Here is a 17269-nt window from a genome sequence, read left to right as displayed (position 1 = left end):
TCGCCAGTTCATTGCACAAAAAATAAACTTTTCTTGTCCATATCTTGTATTCGATCCTAACTTCTTGTAATTTTAACTGACCAACCAATCGGTCAGCCTTCGAATTTAGGGGATACTATGAGCCATAATCTAGACCTTGAACCAAACACGTCGAGCACCAACGACATGGATCAAATATTCAACCGACAACAAGATCACTACCGTAATAACGTTAATCCAACACTTGAGCAGAGACGAAATGATCTCTCAGTCTTGAAAAAACTATTAATGCGCTACCAAGAGCAGTTAATTGAAGCGGTATCAGAAGATTATGGCCATCGAGCAAAGCACGACAGCTTAATTGCTGACATCACCCCTTCCCTACACCAGATTAATTACAGTGATAAAAATCTTAAGAAGTGGTTGAAGCCTTCACGTCGTAAAGCCGGCTTGATGCTAACACCAGCCAAGATTACTGTGCATTATCAGCCAGTAGGTGTGGTTGGCATCATCGTGCCTTGGAACTTCCCAGTTATGCTCTCTTTGGGTCCTCTCATCACAGCATTGGCTGCAGGTAACACTGCAATGCTCAAGATGTCTGAGTTTACTCCTGCAACAAACCGTGTGTTGAAAACGATGTTGGCCGAAGGTTTCAGTGAAGAACAAGTGGCCATCATCGAAGGTGAAGCCGATGTTTCTGCTAAGTTTAGCCAGCTGCCGTTTGACCATATCCTGTTTACAGGCTCAACCTCTGTTGGTAAGCACGTAATGAAAGCAGCAGCTGCTAACCTAACGCCGGTTACACTTGAGCTAGGCGGAAAGTCTCCGACCATCATTGCGCCTGATTTCGATGTTGCTGACGCGGTAGAACGTATCCTGTTTGCCAAGAGCTTAAATGCAGGTCAAATCTGTGTCGCACCGGATTACATCTTGCTTCCACGAGAGAAAGTCGATGCATTTATCACCGCTTACAAGCGCTACTTCAAGAAGCTTTATAAAGCAGGAATTGAGAGCAAAGACTTAACCTCAGTGGTTAATATGCGCCAGTACAATCGATTAAAAGGTGTAGTTGAAGATGCGAAGTCAAAAGGTGCTGTGATACACACCGTTACCGAGCAGGCACAAGACGACGTGAACCACAGAATGACACCGCACCTTCTCACCGAAGTGAATGATGACATGGTGGCAATGCAAGAAGAGTTGTTTGGTCCTGTGCTTCCTATCGTGCCGTATGATTCAATTGACGAAGCGATAAGCTACATCACAACAAGAGAACGTCCACTTGCGCTGTACCTAATGAGTCACGACAAGAAAACCCAAGACCGATTCCTATCGGACACTCATTCAGGCGGCGTTTGTATCAATGACTCTTTGGTGCATGTAGCAGCAGAAGACGCACCGTTTGGTGGTATTGGCCCTTCAGGCATGGGACACTACCACGGTATTGAAGGCTTCAAGACCTTTAGCCATGCAAAAACCGTGTTGACTCGAGGCAAGATCAACTTCACTAAGTTGATGCACCCTCCATACAACAACCCAATCAAGAAAATGATGTTCAAAGTACTGAATCGATGATTACAAAAAGGCAAAAAATCCTAGATGCTGCGCTCCTACTCTTTTCCCAACAAGGGTTAGAGGGCACATCTACTGGGCAAATAGCGAAGACCGCCGGTGTAGCGAAAGCGACACTGTTTCATCACTTTGAGAACAAATCTCTACTGATTGATGAACTGTTTCGTGAATTGAAAGTAGAGCTATTTTCTACTCTGGCTCAGCACACCGAAATCGCTGAACAAAATCGCTATCAAGCCTTTAAATTCATGTGGATGACCGGAATTGAGTGGGCATTGGAAAACCCAGTCGCCATGAAATTCTTCACCAATGTGCACTTTGACCCAACGACTCAAACTCGTGAAGTCATTGTTTCGCAAATGTTTGCGTCACTCGATGACATCATTTTGAAAGGACAGCAGGCCGAAGAGTTGATGGTGTTAGACATTAATCTCGTGAGACACTTCATCCATAGCCACTTTTTGATCTGTGCGAACTGGCTTATTGATCAACAAGAGCCGCAGCCAGAGCAGTCAGAAATGTACATCAACGACAGTTTTGATATGTGCTGGCGTGCTATTGGTGGTCAAGCTCAGTCGTCCTGTTAGCTAGATTATCTGCGAGCTATAAGCTAAGTACCCTGCCATTTAGCAGTGTCAGATTTCATCGAATCAATAAAAGCGTCTCATCGGCGCTTTTATTATTTGGGTACATTTTAATCACTTTACCCTGTTGACTTTTTAAGCCCGCATTCAGTACCATTCCACCATCATTTCAAAGAGAATAACGCCATAATGAAGTACTAACATCCTGACATCCGATTTATTTTTTAAAAATCATTTGGACACTCGGGGTTAGTGGGCGTTACTTCGTCATCTATTTTCGCGACAAATTAGGCTCTAAAAAGATCCGCCGATTAACGGCCTGTATCTTCCAGAGCACACCTAAAAGACAGAAACCATCTCAATACCGCTTTCTCTCTTTCATTGGTCATCTACCTAAGTAACGCCTATGGCGATCTGTTGTTAGCATCCAGTTGGATCTTGCTCAGAAAAGCGCCTCGCCCCTTTTACTCGTTTATACGTAAAGGGAGGTATTTTTATGCCTACTATTTTAGCCAACAATCTCTCATTCCAACTCGATACTGGTGAATGGCTATTTCAAGACGTCACCTTCAATTTGAACTCAAGACTGACTGGCTTGGTTGGAAGAAACGGAGCCGGAAAATCGTTGCTACTTTCATTACTCACTGGGCAAGTGCAGCCGACATCTGGGAGTGTATCTAGACAAGGCTCGATTGGTTTCTACTCACAATTGCCTTCAGAACTTTTGGATAGCACGATCAGCATTGCTGATTTCTTAGGTATCACGAATAAACTCAATGCCTTGCGAGCTATCGAACAAGGCAGCTGCGAGCATCAACATTTTGACATCGTTGGTGACGATTGGGATTTGCAAGACAACATTCAGAGGCTATTGGCCAATCTGAAAATAACCAGCGAGTTGACCACGCCATGCAACACACTAAGCGGTGGGCAGCTTGCCCTTTTACAGCTTCATCAACTGTTTACTTCAGACCACACCATACTGATTCTCGATGAGCCGTCGAATCATTTAGACAGTGACGGGCGCAGCTGGTTAATAGAACAGTGCCAACAATTTGAAGGCAAAATACTGATGGTTAGCCATGACCGAAGCCTGTTGAGGCACATGGAAGGGATCTACCACCTCAACAGTTTGGGGTTACGTTTCTATACAGGAAACTACGATGACTACTTCAAACAAATGTCGAATCAGGCCGATGCACTAGATAAACAGATTGCTCATCATCAATCAGAAAAGAGACGACTTGAACGCCAAGCTCAAGCCAACAAAGAAAAAGCACAACAGCGAGAGGCGCAAGGAAACCGACTGCGAAAATCAGGCAGTCAGCCCAAGATCTTACTGGATGCAATGAAAGACAAAGCCGGACGAACACAAGCAACATCAGCCACTAGCCAAAATAACTTAAAGGAGCAAAATCAAGATAAGCTTCAATCTCTTAAAGAACAAAAAGAGCAACTGAAACCGCAGGCCTTGTATCTACAACAGAGTAATAGCAAGAAAAAGAACGCGCTATTAACTGTTGAAGATTGCCGACTTGAATATGGGTCTGGTACTGCTATCAATTTTTCTCTGTCACAAGGTGACCGCTGTTATCTAAGCGGCGCAAACGGCTGTGGTAAGTCGACACTGTTGAAAACGATTCACAACGAGCACTCGCATTACACTGGTACCATCAAACGCTTAGGATCTACGGTGTACCTTGATCAACACTTTGGTTTATTGGATACCCATAACACCATGTTCGATAGCCTCATGACACATAGTGATGGGCTAACAGAAAGTGAAGCTCGGACATTGTTAGCAGGCATAGGCTTTAGGCGCGACTCCGTTTACCGCAAAGTCGCTCACCTAAGTGGTGGAGAGAAAATGAAGCTAGCGATGTTGATTGTCAGTCATAAGCAAGACTCCCCATTACTGCTGCTTGATGAGCCAGACAATCATTTAGATATCGACTCAAAGCAGATATTGGCGTCAGCTTTACGTGGATACCAAGGAGCTTTTATCTTAGTCAGTCATGACTTGGATTTTGTTGAGGAGGTCGGCGTTAGCCAAAATCGTATTCAGCTTTAACCTTGATATCAACAACCACTGAGTTTAGATAGGCGAGTATTGTTGCGGATACTCGCCTTTCTCGATTGAGACAAGTAAACTACGCGCCTCGAACATCTATTCATAAGGCTAAGGTTTGCATACTCTAGAACAATTAAAATCAGGGCAACTTAAAGGTATTAAGCGCTTAAAATTATCAGAAGGTCTCACTGAGTTTCCATTAGAAATCTTGGACCTCGCCGATTCACTAGAGATTCTGGATCTTTCGGGGAATCAGCTATCAGACTTGCCTGAAGAGTTATCACAGCTTACTCACCTGCGTATTATCTTTGCGTCGAATAATCTGTTCACGCACCTTCCTGATGTTCTTGGGTCACTTCCTAAGCTTGAAATGATCGGTTTCAAGACCAACCAAATCAAAACCGTAAGTGAAGTATCTCTACCACCTCTATTACGCTGGTTGATCCTGACCGACAACGCCATCGAAGTTCTACCGAACTCACTGGGCGAAAGACCAAGACTGCAAAAGCTAGCACTCGCAGGCAACCAGCTTCGCGCTTTACCTGAGAGTATGGAAAAGCTATCCAACCTCGAACTGGTTCGCTTGTCTGCAAACCAACTGACTGAGTTCCCAGAATTCCTTATCAAGCTACCTAAACTGGCTTGGCTAGCGTTTGCGGGTAACCCTTTTTGCAAACACCCTAGCAGCTTAGATAGCGTGCCTGCGGTTAGCTCTCAAAGCTATTCACTAAATCAAGTACTTGGCCAAGGCGCATCTGGCGTGATCTCGCATGCAAGCTGGCTAAACAGCGACTTTGATTTTCCACAGGAAGTGGCGGTTAAAGTGTTTAAAGGCGAAGTCACCAGTGACGGCTACCCACATGATGAACTGGAAGCGTGCCTTCAAGCTGGTCACCATAACAACTTGGTAAAGTCCATTGCTCAAGTTGAAGAACAAGATTACCTAGCTTTGGTGATGGAACTCATTCCAAGCAGCTACTACAACCTAGGGCTACCACCAACACTCGAGACTTGCACGCGTGATACTTTCCCTGAAGGTTTCGAACTTCCGATCTCGCAAATCGACAACATTATGACTCAGATGATCAATGTATTTAATCACCTGCATGACAACCAGGTTTGTCACGGTGATTTGTATGCGCACAACACCCTAGTCAATGAACAAGGCCAAATGATCTTTGGTGATTTTGGAGCGGCGACCATCTACGGTTACCTGACTGAAGAGCAGCAACAAGGCATTCGACGCATCGAGGCCCGCGCTCTCAAGTACTTTATTGATGACCTACTAACGGTTTGTGCCAAGCAAGATGTTGGAAGTGAACGGCACTCACGCCTAACAAACTTTGAAGCATAAACGCAACAGATAAACCAAGTTGATAGAATGCTAACGCTCGGTTAGCTTCACAAGAAACAACAAAGCCAACATCACTGTTGGCTTTTTTCTTTTTGGAAGGTCTATCTCTTTAGTAAGCTCGACAAAAGAAGTTAACGCTCAACTTGCACCAGCTTCAGGTACGAATGCAGCTCGCTGTTCTTATACTCCACCGCTGAGTGAATATTAAGGTCAGCTCGAGCTACAACCGCGAATTCATATCGGTTGTCGCCTTTAGTAATCTCAACGTGCAGTAAGCCATCTTTTAACTGCCACCGCCCTACCGTCTTAAAGCGATCAAATAAACGGTACTCAGTAAGAGTGCCATCGCCTTTAAAATGCACTTCAGTAATGTATCCAGCCGGGCAGCTTTTCACCCAAACACGATTTTCAATATCACGGACAACAAAATCGCGCTTGGTTTCTCGCCAAGCTAAAAACGTTTCGCTGTCGTAAATATCGGTGTCGAGATCAGCTCGAGGAATTAACGGCTGTTCCGTTTGCTCGCGACAATAAAGCTGAAGCAAGATTTGCGGTTTAGTATCGCTCGATAACTCAGTCATTAATCCTCCCTATCTATCCAAGAAAAGCACTACAGGTTCGTTGTTAGCGATTAAACCAGCTCGTAAGAAACAACGTAAAGCTGAGATATACCTGGGTAGATATCTTGAATCACATCTTTCAACACTTGCAGCGTCATGTTCTCTTGTTGTGCATGGAACTCGCCCAGTTCATCGAACAGGATCGGTTCTACGCTAATGATCTTAAGATTACAGAATACGCGCCCTGCTTCTAACGTTGATACTTCAACAACGCTACCCGGTTCGTAATCACGCTCTGATTCATCGCGAATGGTGATGGTCTTTTTGCCAGAAAGGATGTCAGCTTCGAAACGTTCGAAGAACGTCATAGTGGTTGGTGCGGTCATTTATTCAGTCGCTTAACATTAAAGGTTAGGTAGATGTTTATATACCAGAATGCTTGTTCAAGCGAATAAAAATTAGATGCGGAAGTTTATCTCGTCATTCCCAAGACTGACACAGGAAGGAGTTGGGAATCTCTAGAGGAGAAATTACAGGCAATAAAAAAGGAGAACCGAAGTTCTCCTTTTCTTAAACCTTAAAGCTAACTCTAAATTATAGAGATGCTTTCGCTTTTTCAACTAGAACAGCGAATGCTGCTTTGTCGAATACTGCGATGTCAGCAAGAATCTTACGATCGATCTCGATAGATGCTTTCTTAAGACCGTTGATGAAACGGCTGTAAGATAGACCATTTTGACGAGATGCCGCGTTGATACGTGCAATCCAAAGTTGACGGAATTGACGTTTCTTGTTACGACGGTCACGGTAAGCGTATTGACCAGCTTTGGTAACTGCTTGGAAAGCTACGCGGTAAACACGTGAACGTGCTCCGTAGTAACCTTTAGCTTGTTTTAGAACTTTCTTATGACGTGCACGAGCTTGTACACCACGTTTTACGCGAGGCATTATGCTTCTCCTAAACTAAACGAATTTATAAACTAAAAAGAATTAAGCGTATGGCATCATACGTAGAACTTGAGCAACTTCACACTTAGGAAGGATCGAGTTCGGACGTAGCTGACGCTTGTTCTTAGTAGTACGCTTAGTCAGGATGTGACGTTTACCAGCGTGCTTAAACTTAATACCACCAGCAGTTTTCTGGAAACGCTTAGCAGCACCTTTGTTGGTTTTCATCTTAGGCATGATGAATAACTCCGCATTGTTGAGTTGTTAATAACATAGTAATTAGGGCGAATAAAACCCCGCAACCTGAGGCTGCAGGGTTCAATTACTTGCAAAGCCGTTAATTACTTCTTTTTAGGGGCCAATACCATGATCATCTGGCGACCTTCAATTCTCGTTGGGAAAGATTCGACTACTGCAAATTCTTCAGTATCCGCTTTCAAACGATTAAGAACGTCAACACCGATGTCTTGGTGAGCCATTTCGCGGCCACGGAAGCGAATTGTTACCTTCACTTTGTTGCCGTCTTCAAGGAAACCAGTCAGGTTGCGTAGTTTTACCTGATAGTCTCCAATATCAGTTCCAGGACGGAATTTAACTTCCTTAATCTGAACCTGCTTTTGCTTTTTCTTCTGCTCTTTCGCAGCTTTGCTCTTCTCGAAGAGGAACTTACCGTAGTCCATCACACGACAAACTGGCGGCTCGGCGTTAGGGCTGATCTCTACTAGATCCATACCAGCTTCATTTGCAGCTTCCATCGCTTCAGCGATTGAAACTACACCAACAGCTTCGCCGTCAGCGCCAGTTAGACGCACTTCACGAACGCCACGAATGTCACCGTTTAAACGGTGCTGGTTTTGTTTGGCCGGTTGCTGGCCACGTCTTCCGCCTTTAATAGCTATTCCTCCAGATTGAGCTTACGGCTTGAAACCTCAGCTTGGATGTATGAAATAAAGTCATCCACTTTAAACTTGCCAAGGTCTTTACCTTTACGTGTACGTACTGCAATTTCGCCGGCTTCCATTTCTTGGTCACCACACACAAGCATGAACGGTACACGTTTCAAAGTATGTTCGCGGATTTTAAAGCCAATCTTCTCATTTCTCAAGTCTGCTTTGACTCTAAATCCACTTTTTTGCAGTTTTTTCGTAATTTCTTGTACATATTCAGACTGTTTGTCTGTAATGCCCATTACAACTGCTTGTTCTGGCGCCAACCACGTTGGGAAGAAGCCAGCGTATTCTTCAATAAGAATACCGATGAAACGCTCTAGTGAACCTAAAATCGCGCGGTGGATCATAACTGGCGTGTGACGCTCGTTATCTTCACCTACGTAAGTTGCACCTAAACGCTCTGGTAATGCAAAATCGAGCTGCACTGTACCACATTGCCATGCACGGTCCAAACAATCATGCAAAGTAAATTCAATCTTAGGTCCGTAGAATGCACCCTCGCCTTCTTGAATCTCGTATGCAATCTCCATTGACTCTAGTGCAAGCTTAAGGTCAGCCTCAGCACGGTCCCACATTTCGTCAGAACCTACACGTTGCTCTGGACGAGTAGACAGCTTAACAACGATGTTTTCGAAACCGAAAGTTGTGTAAGTGTCGTAAACCATTTCAATACAAGCTTTAACTTCTTGTTGAACTTGGTCTTCAGTACAGAATACGTGAGCGTCATCTTGAGTAAAGCCACGAACACGCATGATGCCGTGAAGTGCGCCAGACGGCTCGTTACGGTGACATGAGCCGAACTCAGCCATACGTAGCGGTAGATCACGGTATGATTTAAGACCTTGGTTGAAGATCTGTACGTGACCCGGGCAGTTCATTGGCTTGATAGCGTATTCACGGTTCTCTGAAGACGTTGTGAACATCGCTTCTGCGTATTTGTCCCAGTGACCAGAACGTTCCCAAAGTACACGGTCCATCATTAGTGGGCCTTTTACTTCTTGGTAATCGTACTCAGTCAATTTTTGACGTACGAACACTTCTAGTTCACGGAAAATAGTCCAACCGTTGTGGTGCCAGAACACCATGCCTGGTGCTTCTTGCTGCATGTGGAATAGATCCAATGCTTTACCAATCTTACGGTGGTCACGCTTAGCCGCTTCTTCTAGACGAACTAGGTGAGCTTTAAGCGCTTTTTTATCATGGAATGCAGTACCGTAGATACGTTGAAGCATCTTGTTGTCACTGTTACCACGCCAGTAAGCACCCGCTACGTTTAGTAGTGTGAAGTGCTGACAGAAACCCATATGTGGTACGTGTGGACCACGACACATATCGATGTATTCTTCATGGTGGTATAGGCCTGGACGGTCGTCTTTAGAAACGTTCTCGTCTAGGATTTCCATTTTGTATGTTTCGCCGCGAGCTTCGAAAGCATCACGCGCTTCCTGCCAGCTAACTTTCTTCTTAACAACCTGGTACTTAGTCTTCGCTAGCTCTTTCATGCGCTTTTCGATCTTTTCTAGATCTTCTTGCGTTAGAGAGTGCTCAAGGTCGATATCGTAGTAGAAACCGTTATCGATGGTAGGACCGATCGCCATTTTCGCTTCTGGGAAAAGCTGCTTAACCGCGTGGCCTAAAAGGTGAGCACAAGAGTGACGAACGATCTCAAGGCCATCAACTTCATCTTTAGCAGTGATGATTTCTAGGCTTGCATCGTTTTCGATAAGATCACAAGCATCAACACGCTCGCCGTCTACACGACCAGCAATGGTTGCTTTCGCAAGACCAGGACCGATTGATAGGGCAACATCTAGAGTTGATACAGGGTTGTCAAATTGACGCTGACTACCGTCAGGAAAAGTAATAATTGGCATTATTTGTCCTTTACAGTGGTGTTGCACACCAAGCAACACATGAAAATTATTTAATATATTTAATTCAAAAAGTTAGAAAACTTAATGGGGATATATGTAAGAATTGGTACAAATTTGGGTACAAATACAGATGTGCCCTTATAAGTACTGGGGCATTGTAACGAATTAACATAAAATAACAATGCTGCACTTAAGGCAAAGCACGATAACTATTGTCATTATTGCTTTCTAGGCTAAATCTAGGTGCCCCCCCTGAGAGGCCATGAAGTTTCAGTCATATTACTACTCGTTACCACCTACTCAAGATCTTGATTTATTGCGTTCCTAGCCTCATAATCAAATTTCACTGGCAAAATCCAGTGACGGGATTGGTCCCCCGTTTTAGTGAGTTAGTCTCTATGCACAAAAGGATGTATAAAACATCCAGCTTTTTGCTGGTTTTTTTATGCCTGCGATTCAGCACACCCAAATTATGGTGGACTGGATTGGGCAGCTTCGGCTGGCCGTTTCCTTTTGTGGCGGTAGGACCAACCCGATTCAGTTCACCACCCAAAGTTTGGTCCCTTTGCGTGGTGATTAAAAACCACGAATCACAAAAGGGGTTATCCCATGAATAACCAAATTCGAGTACCATTTCACGGTTCTAATCTATTCCTCATTCAACATAATGGTGAACCATATACACCTATGCGTCCGGTAGTTGAAGGTATGGGGCTTGCTTGGCAAACTCAACACCGAAAGCTAACTACTAATACGGAGCGTTGGGGTGTCACCATGATGGTTATCCCCTCTTTGGATAGGCACAACGAAGCAACATGCATCCCCCTTCGAAAACTCTTCGGCTGGCTCCAAACTCTGCAACCTAATCGAATCCGTGCAGATATCCGCGACAAAGTAATCCAATACCAAAACGAATGTGATGATGTTCTTTGGCGATACTGGAACAAAGAAGCAAACCAGCTCCCAGCCCATACTCCAACACGTGTTACCACAAAGCTTTTAATGACGTTAGAAAACGGCCGCGTGCTCGGTACTGTTCCAGTTGGAAATGACGTGATGGTATTCGAGCGTTCAAGGCTTCCTGAATTGCTACGTGAGCCTGGTTACTTTTCTATTGAGGATTATGCGAAAATTGCTGAAACAGCGAATTCTAGGTTGGCAATGTTGTTAGCTGTGAAGGGAAAGAATTGTTGAGTTGAATAGATAAAGGCGCCAATTGGTGCCTTAATCGTTTGTATGACTCTTCTACTCTCTACAAGTCAACAACTTGCATAACTCGCCTCGTAACATCTAGGCTAGCTTCATCAACCTTTACCCAAGTAGGAATAAGTTGGGCGTCTTTAAATGACCGTTCACTTTATGTTCATTGGTAAAATTCACATATAGGAGCCTCAAACCTTTTGCGTGTGTATGCATATGTTATTATCCATAACTAATTTGACTTAGTTAAAGGACTAATTGTGGATATCAAAATCATCGTTGCTCTAGTCAGCCTCGCTGGGATAGCTTTAGGCGCGTTAACTAGTGGGTTAGGCTATTTTTACAAGGTAAGAGCTGAAAGATTAAAAACTACTAAAGAAACACTCTATTACCTATTAGAATTCCGAGCTCATTTTAAAGCATCTTCGTTTTCTCCCGAAGACTTGTCAGCCGAGTACTTGTCAATATGTAACGATTTCTTCAAAAAGAAGCAAATACCTAAAGAAGCACTACCTCAAGGACTGACACAAATACTAGACCAAATGTTTTCTTCGCTTATTGAAACTATGGCTCCCAATATCTCGGTTGATTTCTTAACTGCATATGAAAAAAGCCTAAAAAGCTTAGCAAATGACAATCCTGTTCTTGCATATAGGCTTAGAGGCAAAGAAGCATATGCAGGAATCTTCGCACTGATGAATGATTATTGCCAACAACTAAAAACAATCAAAGAGTTCAATAACGAAGACATACCCCCTGATTTTGTGGAAAGTCAGATTGTTAAAATGAACGACTGGGGGTTTACAGAACAACTTGAACAAACAGATAAGGATATTTCGCTAGTTGCAAAACGCTGTGATTTTGCAACTCGCTGGGAAGTGAGAAAGATTCTTGCAAACAAAAAGAAGCCCGTCTATAGCTTAAGAGATTTTGATATAGAAGATAAACTAGAGCTCTTACTAGAAAACTTGATGGAACTTCACACAGAGGATCAGGCTAAAGCTTTATAACATCAGCGCTTGAATATAATTCAATAGATATGATTTTTAATATCTACCATGGCATTAAGTCAACTAGTTAGACAACTTGACTCTAGTAAACCGAAGCTCAGAGCACACTACCTATAATAACCTATGTAGTTCTCTTATTTTGGCAACATAGATTATGTAAAAGTAGAGCATCTGATGTAATCAAAAAATGAATGATTGCTGGGGATTTTTTGACGTAGCAAGAGTACTCCATACCCAAGAATCAAAACTTCTACGAGATATCGATAGTAAGTCAGCAGCAGAACAAAATGATTTATGCAAAAACTCATAGTCCTTCTGCACAATCCCAGCTTCTTGCGCAAAAGTTCGAATATGGCGGTCAACCGCTACAGAATCTATTCCAACTAGACACTTCATGTAATCGACAGTTTTTGGTCCAACTCCATCTAATTCAAGAAGCTCAACTCCAAAACTATCTAGTTCTAATTTTTCTCTTAGATCTGCCGAAGTATTTACATCATTTGAGTACATAAAACGAACGATACTCTCGAACCGATTGATTTTTGTTGTATGCGACCAGTTAAGAAAATCTGCCGTTTGTTGATTATCAATCATTTCAATAAGAGTAGATGACGTTCTTTTTTCTGAATGCGAGTTAAGAATAAATTCAACTCTGGGCTTTACAACAGATGCATAATTTAGCCCAGCCTGAAGGATAGAATCAGCCAATATAGCTCCCATATGATCATATACAGGACGGTGCACTCGTTCCTCTTGAGATACACCTAACTCAATGGCGTAATCTGCTAGCTGTCTAGCAGATTTCAATATATCAACCGCATATTCAATTGTTTTTAAATTAGTTTTCATATCTCAATAAATTCAGAAAGCGCGTTTAGACGCTCGACACAATTTGGGCAAGCGCCACAAGGAAATGAACTTGAAGCCTGGCATGAGAATGTCCTCCCTATGGGAACATCCAGTTTAAGAGCTGCACTAACTACATCAGCTTTACTTGCGAACCTAAAAGGTGAATGGAATCTAACAGGTCCAATTGATTCTGTCAGTCCATCTAATTTATTCATAAAAGCAGAAGTACAATCGATCTCTTTTGCATGATTACTGTTTATAAAACCAGTAAATACATTGAAAATGTTCAATGTTTGAGCTCGTGCAGCTGCGGCGGCGAAAAATAACATGGTTCTATATGGTATGTATAGGTCTTCATCTATAACATTTTCATTCCATAAATCAGCTTCTTTTATAAGCCTTGATTGAGAACCTTCAAATATTTGACTTATATCAACTCTTTCTGGTTTTACTACAAGATCCAGGGGAATTACTTCGTTAAGCCTTGCCCACTCTGTTTCCACACAATGCTGACCATAGTCAAAAAATAGGGGGTACACTTCGATACCTTTAGCTATGAGCTGATACACAACCGTTGTGGAGTCTAAACCACCAGATGTTAGTACTATTGCTTTTTCCATTTTATTTATTTTCCATGCCCGAAAGAATATCAAATATAGAATTAAGGCTTGAATCAAGGTCTGTTGAGTATGAGTTACTACCCATGATTACCATATTATTATCATTTTCCGCATTTGGATCATAAGTAACAACGGGTTTTTGAGTCGCTTGAGCTATACCAATTTCAATCAATGTTCCAGGATCACGATTTAAAGGAATAGCGAACACTACATCGCATTCTTCAATAAGTTTTACATCCTGAAAATATGTCTGCCTTCTCTCAAGTTCTGAAGACTCTTCATTTAGTTCACCGTTCTCAACAATTGGTCTACGGAGCGTGAAATTATGATATTCCATACTCGCTATAGCATAGTCCAGATCCTTTCTATCTATATACGAAAAGTCCGGTGCCGCAAGGTATATGTTGTATTTAGGTCTTTCATGCCAAGGTAAATACACTCCTCCTAGTCCTTTCGTAACATCTAATGGTAGAGATAGATTTCTTTGCACATCACGTTTGAAATCGTCTGGGAAAGTTGTTTGAGAGTAGCTAGTGGCAGCAATAGAGGCTACCCATGCTGCATTCTCCCAACCTAAATCTTTATGCGCTATAGCTGCGGCAGAGTAAACATCTCCAACCCCTACAGAGTTTTGAGTTATCCCTAACTTTGCGGGTATTCTTACTGAGGTATCAGAAGTCAAATCAAATACTCGACTTCCTCCTCGATTTTCTTTCAGTATGAAACATTCGACGGACAAAGAAGATGCTAAACCTATAAGTGGAGTAATATCTTGTTTAGCATTAGATTCAAATAGTTCGGAGGATGTAGATGTAAGCAAAAGAGAAATTCTTCCACTATAGAAATCTAGTTCTGAAAAAGATTCTATTCCATAAGCTATATCAAAACTAAATTTGGCATTGCTAGAGAATTGCTCAAATAATTCTTCAAGATTAAAGCTCCCTGGAAAAATCAACACATCTTCAAAACTATCAAGTTGTTGGTGTACGCACTTAAGTTTAACCTCTTTATTATCCCTTAATAAGTCCTCATAACCCTGATGTGCTAGCTCTTTTACATCAGAGATAGAGATAACATTAGGTGATCCAGTAATATCCCCGAGAATAATGACTTCTTCACATCCATGTGCAATTAGGTAACTTTGTGCTTCTTTTTGCAAGTATTCTGGGCAAATTATGGCTGCGCTATAACGCTTATCACTAGCCCAGAGACCTCGACATGCATGAACAACTCCTCCGAGTCTTAGTTTGCATTTCTCGTTAAAGGTTGAAAGCGTGTAATCAACAAAAACCTCTCCAACAACTAGAACCATGAGTTCATCCTCTAGATTTAAATGTGTCGAACATCAAGTTGAATCAATGGCAATGGGGTTGTTGTAACTCTAGTAACTATCCCCACATATGAATGCCCATCATTCATGCACGCTGCTAGATAATTAAACTGTGTAGGAAGAGCTCCACACTCTAAACCACTCTGACTATGAACAGCTACAATTCGAGGTTGACCTAGTTGAATCAATACTGTGGTGCCAATAGTTGGTAGTGAACCATGAGTACTGTAATAGCTAGCTTGTCCCACATCTTCGAGAATACATGAAAAGGATAGTTCGCATTTGTCCGTCCCACTTTCACCACCCGTTTGACCTGTAGCATCTCTCACACCCGTATAATCCGTAAAACGTCCAGAGCCTGTACTTCCCATATAAAAAATCCTTTCACTAACAATATCAACGCGTAGCGTCGCAGAAGCACTGACTATAACGTAACAGACAAATACCCTCTCTGATGCATATCTCATATTCTCCAACACGCATAACTACAAAAAAGTAGTTATCTAGCAATGAAAGTTAAATTTATTTTCAGCGTTACGCATCACGACTCAATCAGAAACGACTAGATGTGTTGAGAGAAAACTATTTAGCGGTGGTGACCATATGACCCGAAAAATTTTTATTTCGCGGGGTGTGGACCCGTTTGAACATTTATAGGCTCCAGAAGAACCTATCTAATTAATTTATATACATAATCTAAAATCACCCGTGAGCTCTCATAACAGCGACAGCACAATCAAACGCTTGTTTGATACGGTTCAGCGAGAAACCAAACGACGATACCGAAACTCAACTCCACCAAAATCTAACCCAACGTTTACTCTTGTTAGGTAGCATCTCAGATATAAACTTCTCAAAAGAGAACTTGCCCAACTTGGTGACAAATCACATCGCTTAGCAATAAGTTGCGCTGTCACTTCCTCATGCTGTTTTATCGAATCCAATACTCTCAATTGTGTCTTACTCAACCTCACCCATTTCACCTGGTGCGGAGCAAGTCGCGCAGCCGCCACTAAAACGTGACTCAAATCACTTTTTTGCTCAAAATTACCCATACTAATACTGTCCTCTGCAATTAAGATCTAGATGGCTTTTACTTGTTTATTTAACTGATCATTTTTAATGTGGACGTTTTTCGAAAATCAGGTATAAAACAGGTTCGCCAGCAATTTTTTAGCCACGAATGATAGGTTTTGAGGGCTTCTGACTTCTGTAATTCTATGTGAGTGTGAATGTACGCTTGTTCCAGTTTTCCCTTAGCATGATTCAATAACGTCTCAGCAACCAGGTAATCAATCCCGATATCAGCCCACACGGTACGCGCTAACTTTCTTAGGTCATGAGCTGTCCAACTTCCTTTCGCTATGGCTCTAATCATCTGGCTGGCCTCAGCGCTTGATACTGGTCCCTGGTCTCGTTTGGAAGATGGAAAAAGGTTGTTCCCTTTATAATGTTTAGCCAATTGCCATGCTTTATAGGCCTGAAGCAGACTGACCCACTCATCGGTTAGGGGGTATAAGATCTCTTTTCTTGTCTTCGTATCATGTCTCGGAATTTTCCAACGCTTGGTGACGAAACAAATGTTGCACCACTTCGCTTTACGCGTTTCACCAATACGTGTGCCGTGGCTGACCATCATCAAGCACAACATCCGAGTCAATGGCTCAGCTTGACCAAACTGCTCAAGTAAGTCCGCAATTTGCCCGACGAGCAATTTACACCCTTTAGGCTTGATTTTGGCCTTTACAAAATCAGTAAACACCATGCCATTTAGCGGATCATGCCCAATTTTGTTCATTTTTCTCGCTTGATTAAACGCCACTTTTAACGCCTGAAAGATCGAGCGAATATAACTGATTGAGTACAGCCCTTCGCGTAAAGGCTTCATCAATTTTTTTTCAATCTCGCGATGTGAAAGCCCTGCAATCTCGACACAGTGAAGACGTGAAATCAGGTGTGAGTCAATCATGGCCTTAAGCGAAGTCAGCCGGTTTTTAGATAAGTGCCCGTTTCGCGTCTCCATATCTAAATACCAAACCAACAACTCATCGACGGTAGTAAATTCATTAGAGCGGGCTCTGATGCCAATGGAGAGCTCTTTTACTATATGCTCGACAACGTCTGGGATGTGTTTCGCGCTCAAGTTAGGGTATTTCCCAAAGACGTGAGCGGTTTGCTTGCTACCTCTGTACTCATAAAAAACCCAAGAGCCTTGCTGTCTGTTTTTCTTGTAGCGTAAATACACCGAGTACCGTTCGTCTTTCAACTGCCTCACATGAGTCAGCTTTGCATATCTCTTGATCTGTGCATCTGAAATCTTACAGCGAACAGTAGCGGCATGATGAACACCGGCATTCAACTTAATCAT

Annotated in this window: 17 protein-coding genes; 6 read left to right on the top strand and 11 right to left on the bottom strand. The window is 42.6% G+C overall.

The window, feature by feature from the left end; genetic code table 11:
- The first annotated feature begins 117 nt into the window (after window positions 1-117).
- The 4 genes from F0232_RS05010 (at window position 118) to F0232_RS04995 (ending at window position 5560) form a co-directional block, all read left to right on the top strand.
- Complete coding sequence (locus F0232_RS05010) at window positions 118-1554, top strand: coniferyl aldehyde dehydrogenase (protein WP_061032729.1); 1437 nt, start codon at window positions 118-120, stop codon at window positions 1552-1554.
- Entirely contained in the window at window positions 1551-2138 is a 588-nt protein-coding gene (locus F0232_RS05005; protein ID WP_061032730.1) for a TetR/AcrR family transcriptional regulator, read from the top strand. Before F0232_RS05010 ends, F0232_RS05005 begins: the two co-directional genes overlap by 4 nt.
- 493 nt (window positions 2139-2631) lie before the next feature.
- Entirely contained in the window at window positions 2632-4206 is a 1575-nt protein-coding gene (locus F0232_RS05000; RefSeq protein WP_061032731.1) for an ABC-F family ATP-binding cassette domain-containing protein, read from the top strand.
- A gap of 115 nt (window positions 4207-4321) precedes the next feature.
- Entirely contained in the window at window positions 4322-5560 is a 1239-nt protein-coding gene (locus F0232_RS04995; protein WP_061032732.1) for a leucine-rich repeat-containing protein kinase family protein, read from the top strand.
- A gap of 131 nt (window positions 5561-5691) precedes the next feature.
- Here F0232_RS04995 and F0232_RS04990 read toward each other — a convergent pair whose 3' ends face one another.
- The 6 genes from F0232_RS04990 to thrS all read right to left on the bottom strand — a co-directional run bounded on the left by F0232_RS04990 (window position 5692) and on the right by thrS (window position 9892).
- Complete coding sequence (locus F0232_RS04990) at window positions 5692-6141, bottom strand: hypothetical protein (protein ID WP_105057259.1); 450 nt, start codon at window positions 6139-6141, stop codon at window positions 5692-5694.
- 50 nt (window positions 6142-6191) lie between these two features.
- Window positions 6192-6506 (bottom strand): N(4)-acetylcytidine aminohydrolase, encoded by a 315-nt coding sequence (gene yqfB, locus F0232_RS04985; protein WP_061032734.1) that lies wholly within the window; start codon window positions 6504-6506, stop codon window positions 6192-6194.
- Between the two features lie 208 nt (window positions 6507-6714).
- Window positions 6715-7068, bottom strand: coding sequence for a 50S ribosomal protein L20 (gene rplT, locus F0232_RS04980; RefSeq protein ID WP_004733517.1), 354 nt, complete (start codon window positions 7066-7068; stop codon window positions 6715-6717).
- A 42-nt stretch (window positions 7069-7110) separates the two neighbouring features.
- Window positions 7111-7305 (bottom strand): 50S ribosomal protein L35, encoded by a 195-nt coding sequence (rpmI, locus tag F0232_RS04975; protein WP_004738430.1) that lies wholly within the window; start codon window positions 7303-7305, stop codon window positions 7111-7113.
- Window positions 7306-7409: 104 nt separating this feature from the next.
- Complete coding sequence (infC, locus tag F0232_RS04970; protein ID WP_080566530.1) at window positions 7410-7961, bottom strand: translation initiation factor IF-3; 552 nt, start codon at window positions 7959-7961, stop codon at window positions 7410-7412.
- 2 nt (window positions 7962-7963) lie between these two features.
- Window positions 7964-9892 (bottom strand): threonine--tRNA ligase, encoded by a 1929-nt coding sequence (thrS, locus tag F0232_RS04965; RefSeq protein WP_171750719.1) that lies wholly within the window; start codon window positions 9890-9892, stop codon window positions 7964-7966.
- Between the two features lie 609 nt (window positions 9893-10501).
- Between thrS and F0232_RS24935 the strand changes: the two genes are divergently transcribed.
- Together F0232_RS24935 and F0232_RS04950 are read left to right on the top strand one after the other, a co-directional pair.
- The gene (locus F0232_RS24935; protein WP_105057260.1) at window positions 10502-11086 is read left to right on the top strand and encodes a phage antirepressor N-terminal domain-containing protein; all 585 of its coding nucleotides are present in this window, start codon (window positions 10502-10504) and stop codon (window positions 11084-11086) included.
- A 266-nt stretch (window positions 11087-11352) separates the two neighbouring features.
- Window positions 11353-12102, top strand: coding sequence for a hypothetical protein (locus tag F0232_RS04950; RefSeq protein ID WP_105057261.1), 750 nt, complete (start codon window positions 11353-11355; stop codon window positions 12100-12102).
- Between the two features lie 180 nt (window positions 12103-12282).
- Here the strand turns inward: F0232_RS04950 and F0232_RS04945 are convergent, their stop codons facing one another.
- The 5 genes from F0232_RS04945 to F0232_RS04930 all read right to left on the bottom strand — a co-directional run bounded on the left by F0232_RS04945 (window position 12283) and on the right by F0232_RS04930 (window position 17269).
- Window positions 12283-12951, bottom strand: a complete 669-nt coding sequence (locus F0232_RS04945) for a hypothetical protein (RefSeq protein ID WP_105057262.1) — start codon at window positions 12949-12951, stop codon at window positions 12283-12285.
- Window positions 12948-13571, bottom strand: a complete 624-nt coding sequence (locus tag F0232_RS04940) for a 7-cyano-7-deazaguanine synthase (protein WP_029225518.1) — start codon at window positions 13569-13571, stop codon at window positions 12948-12950. Before F0232_RS04940 ends, F0232_RS04945 begins: the two co-directional genes overlap by 4 nt.
- Before the next feature lies 1 nt (window position 13572).
- The gene (locus tag F0232_RS04935) at window positions 13573-14883 is read right to left on the bottom strand and encodes a nucleoside 2-deoxyribosyltransferase (RefSeq protein ID WP_105057263.1); all 1311 of its coding nucleotides are present in this window, start codon (window positions 14881-14883) and stop codon (window positions 13573-13575) included.
- Between the two features lie 776 nt (window positions 14884-15659).
- Entirely contained in the window at window positions 15660-15956 is a 297-nt protein-coding gene (locus tag F0232_RS25010; protein WP_082242625.1) for a MarR family transcriptional regulator, read from the bottom strand.
- Window positions 15957-16006: 50 nt separating this feature from the next.
- Window positions 16007-17269, bottom strand: coding sequence for a tyrosine-type recombinase/integrase (locus F0232_RS04930; RefSeq protein WP_105057265.1), 1263 nt, complete (start codon window positions 17267-17269; stop codon window positions 16007-16009).

This window comes from Vibrio sp. T3Y01, assembly GCF_013114525.1.
In the GTDB taxonomy this organism is placed as follows: domain Bacteria; phylum Pseudomonadota; class Gammaproteobacteria; order Enterobacterales; family Vibrionaceae; genus Vibrio; species Vibrio chagasii_B.
This window is presented reverse-complemented; position numbering and strand designations above follow the sequence as displayed.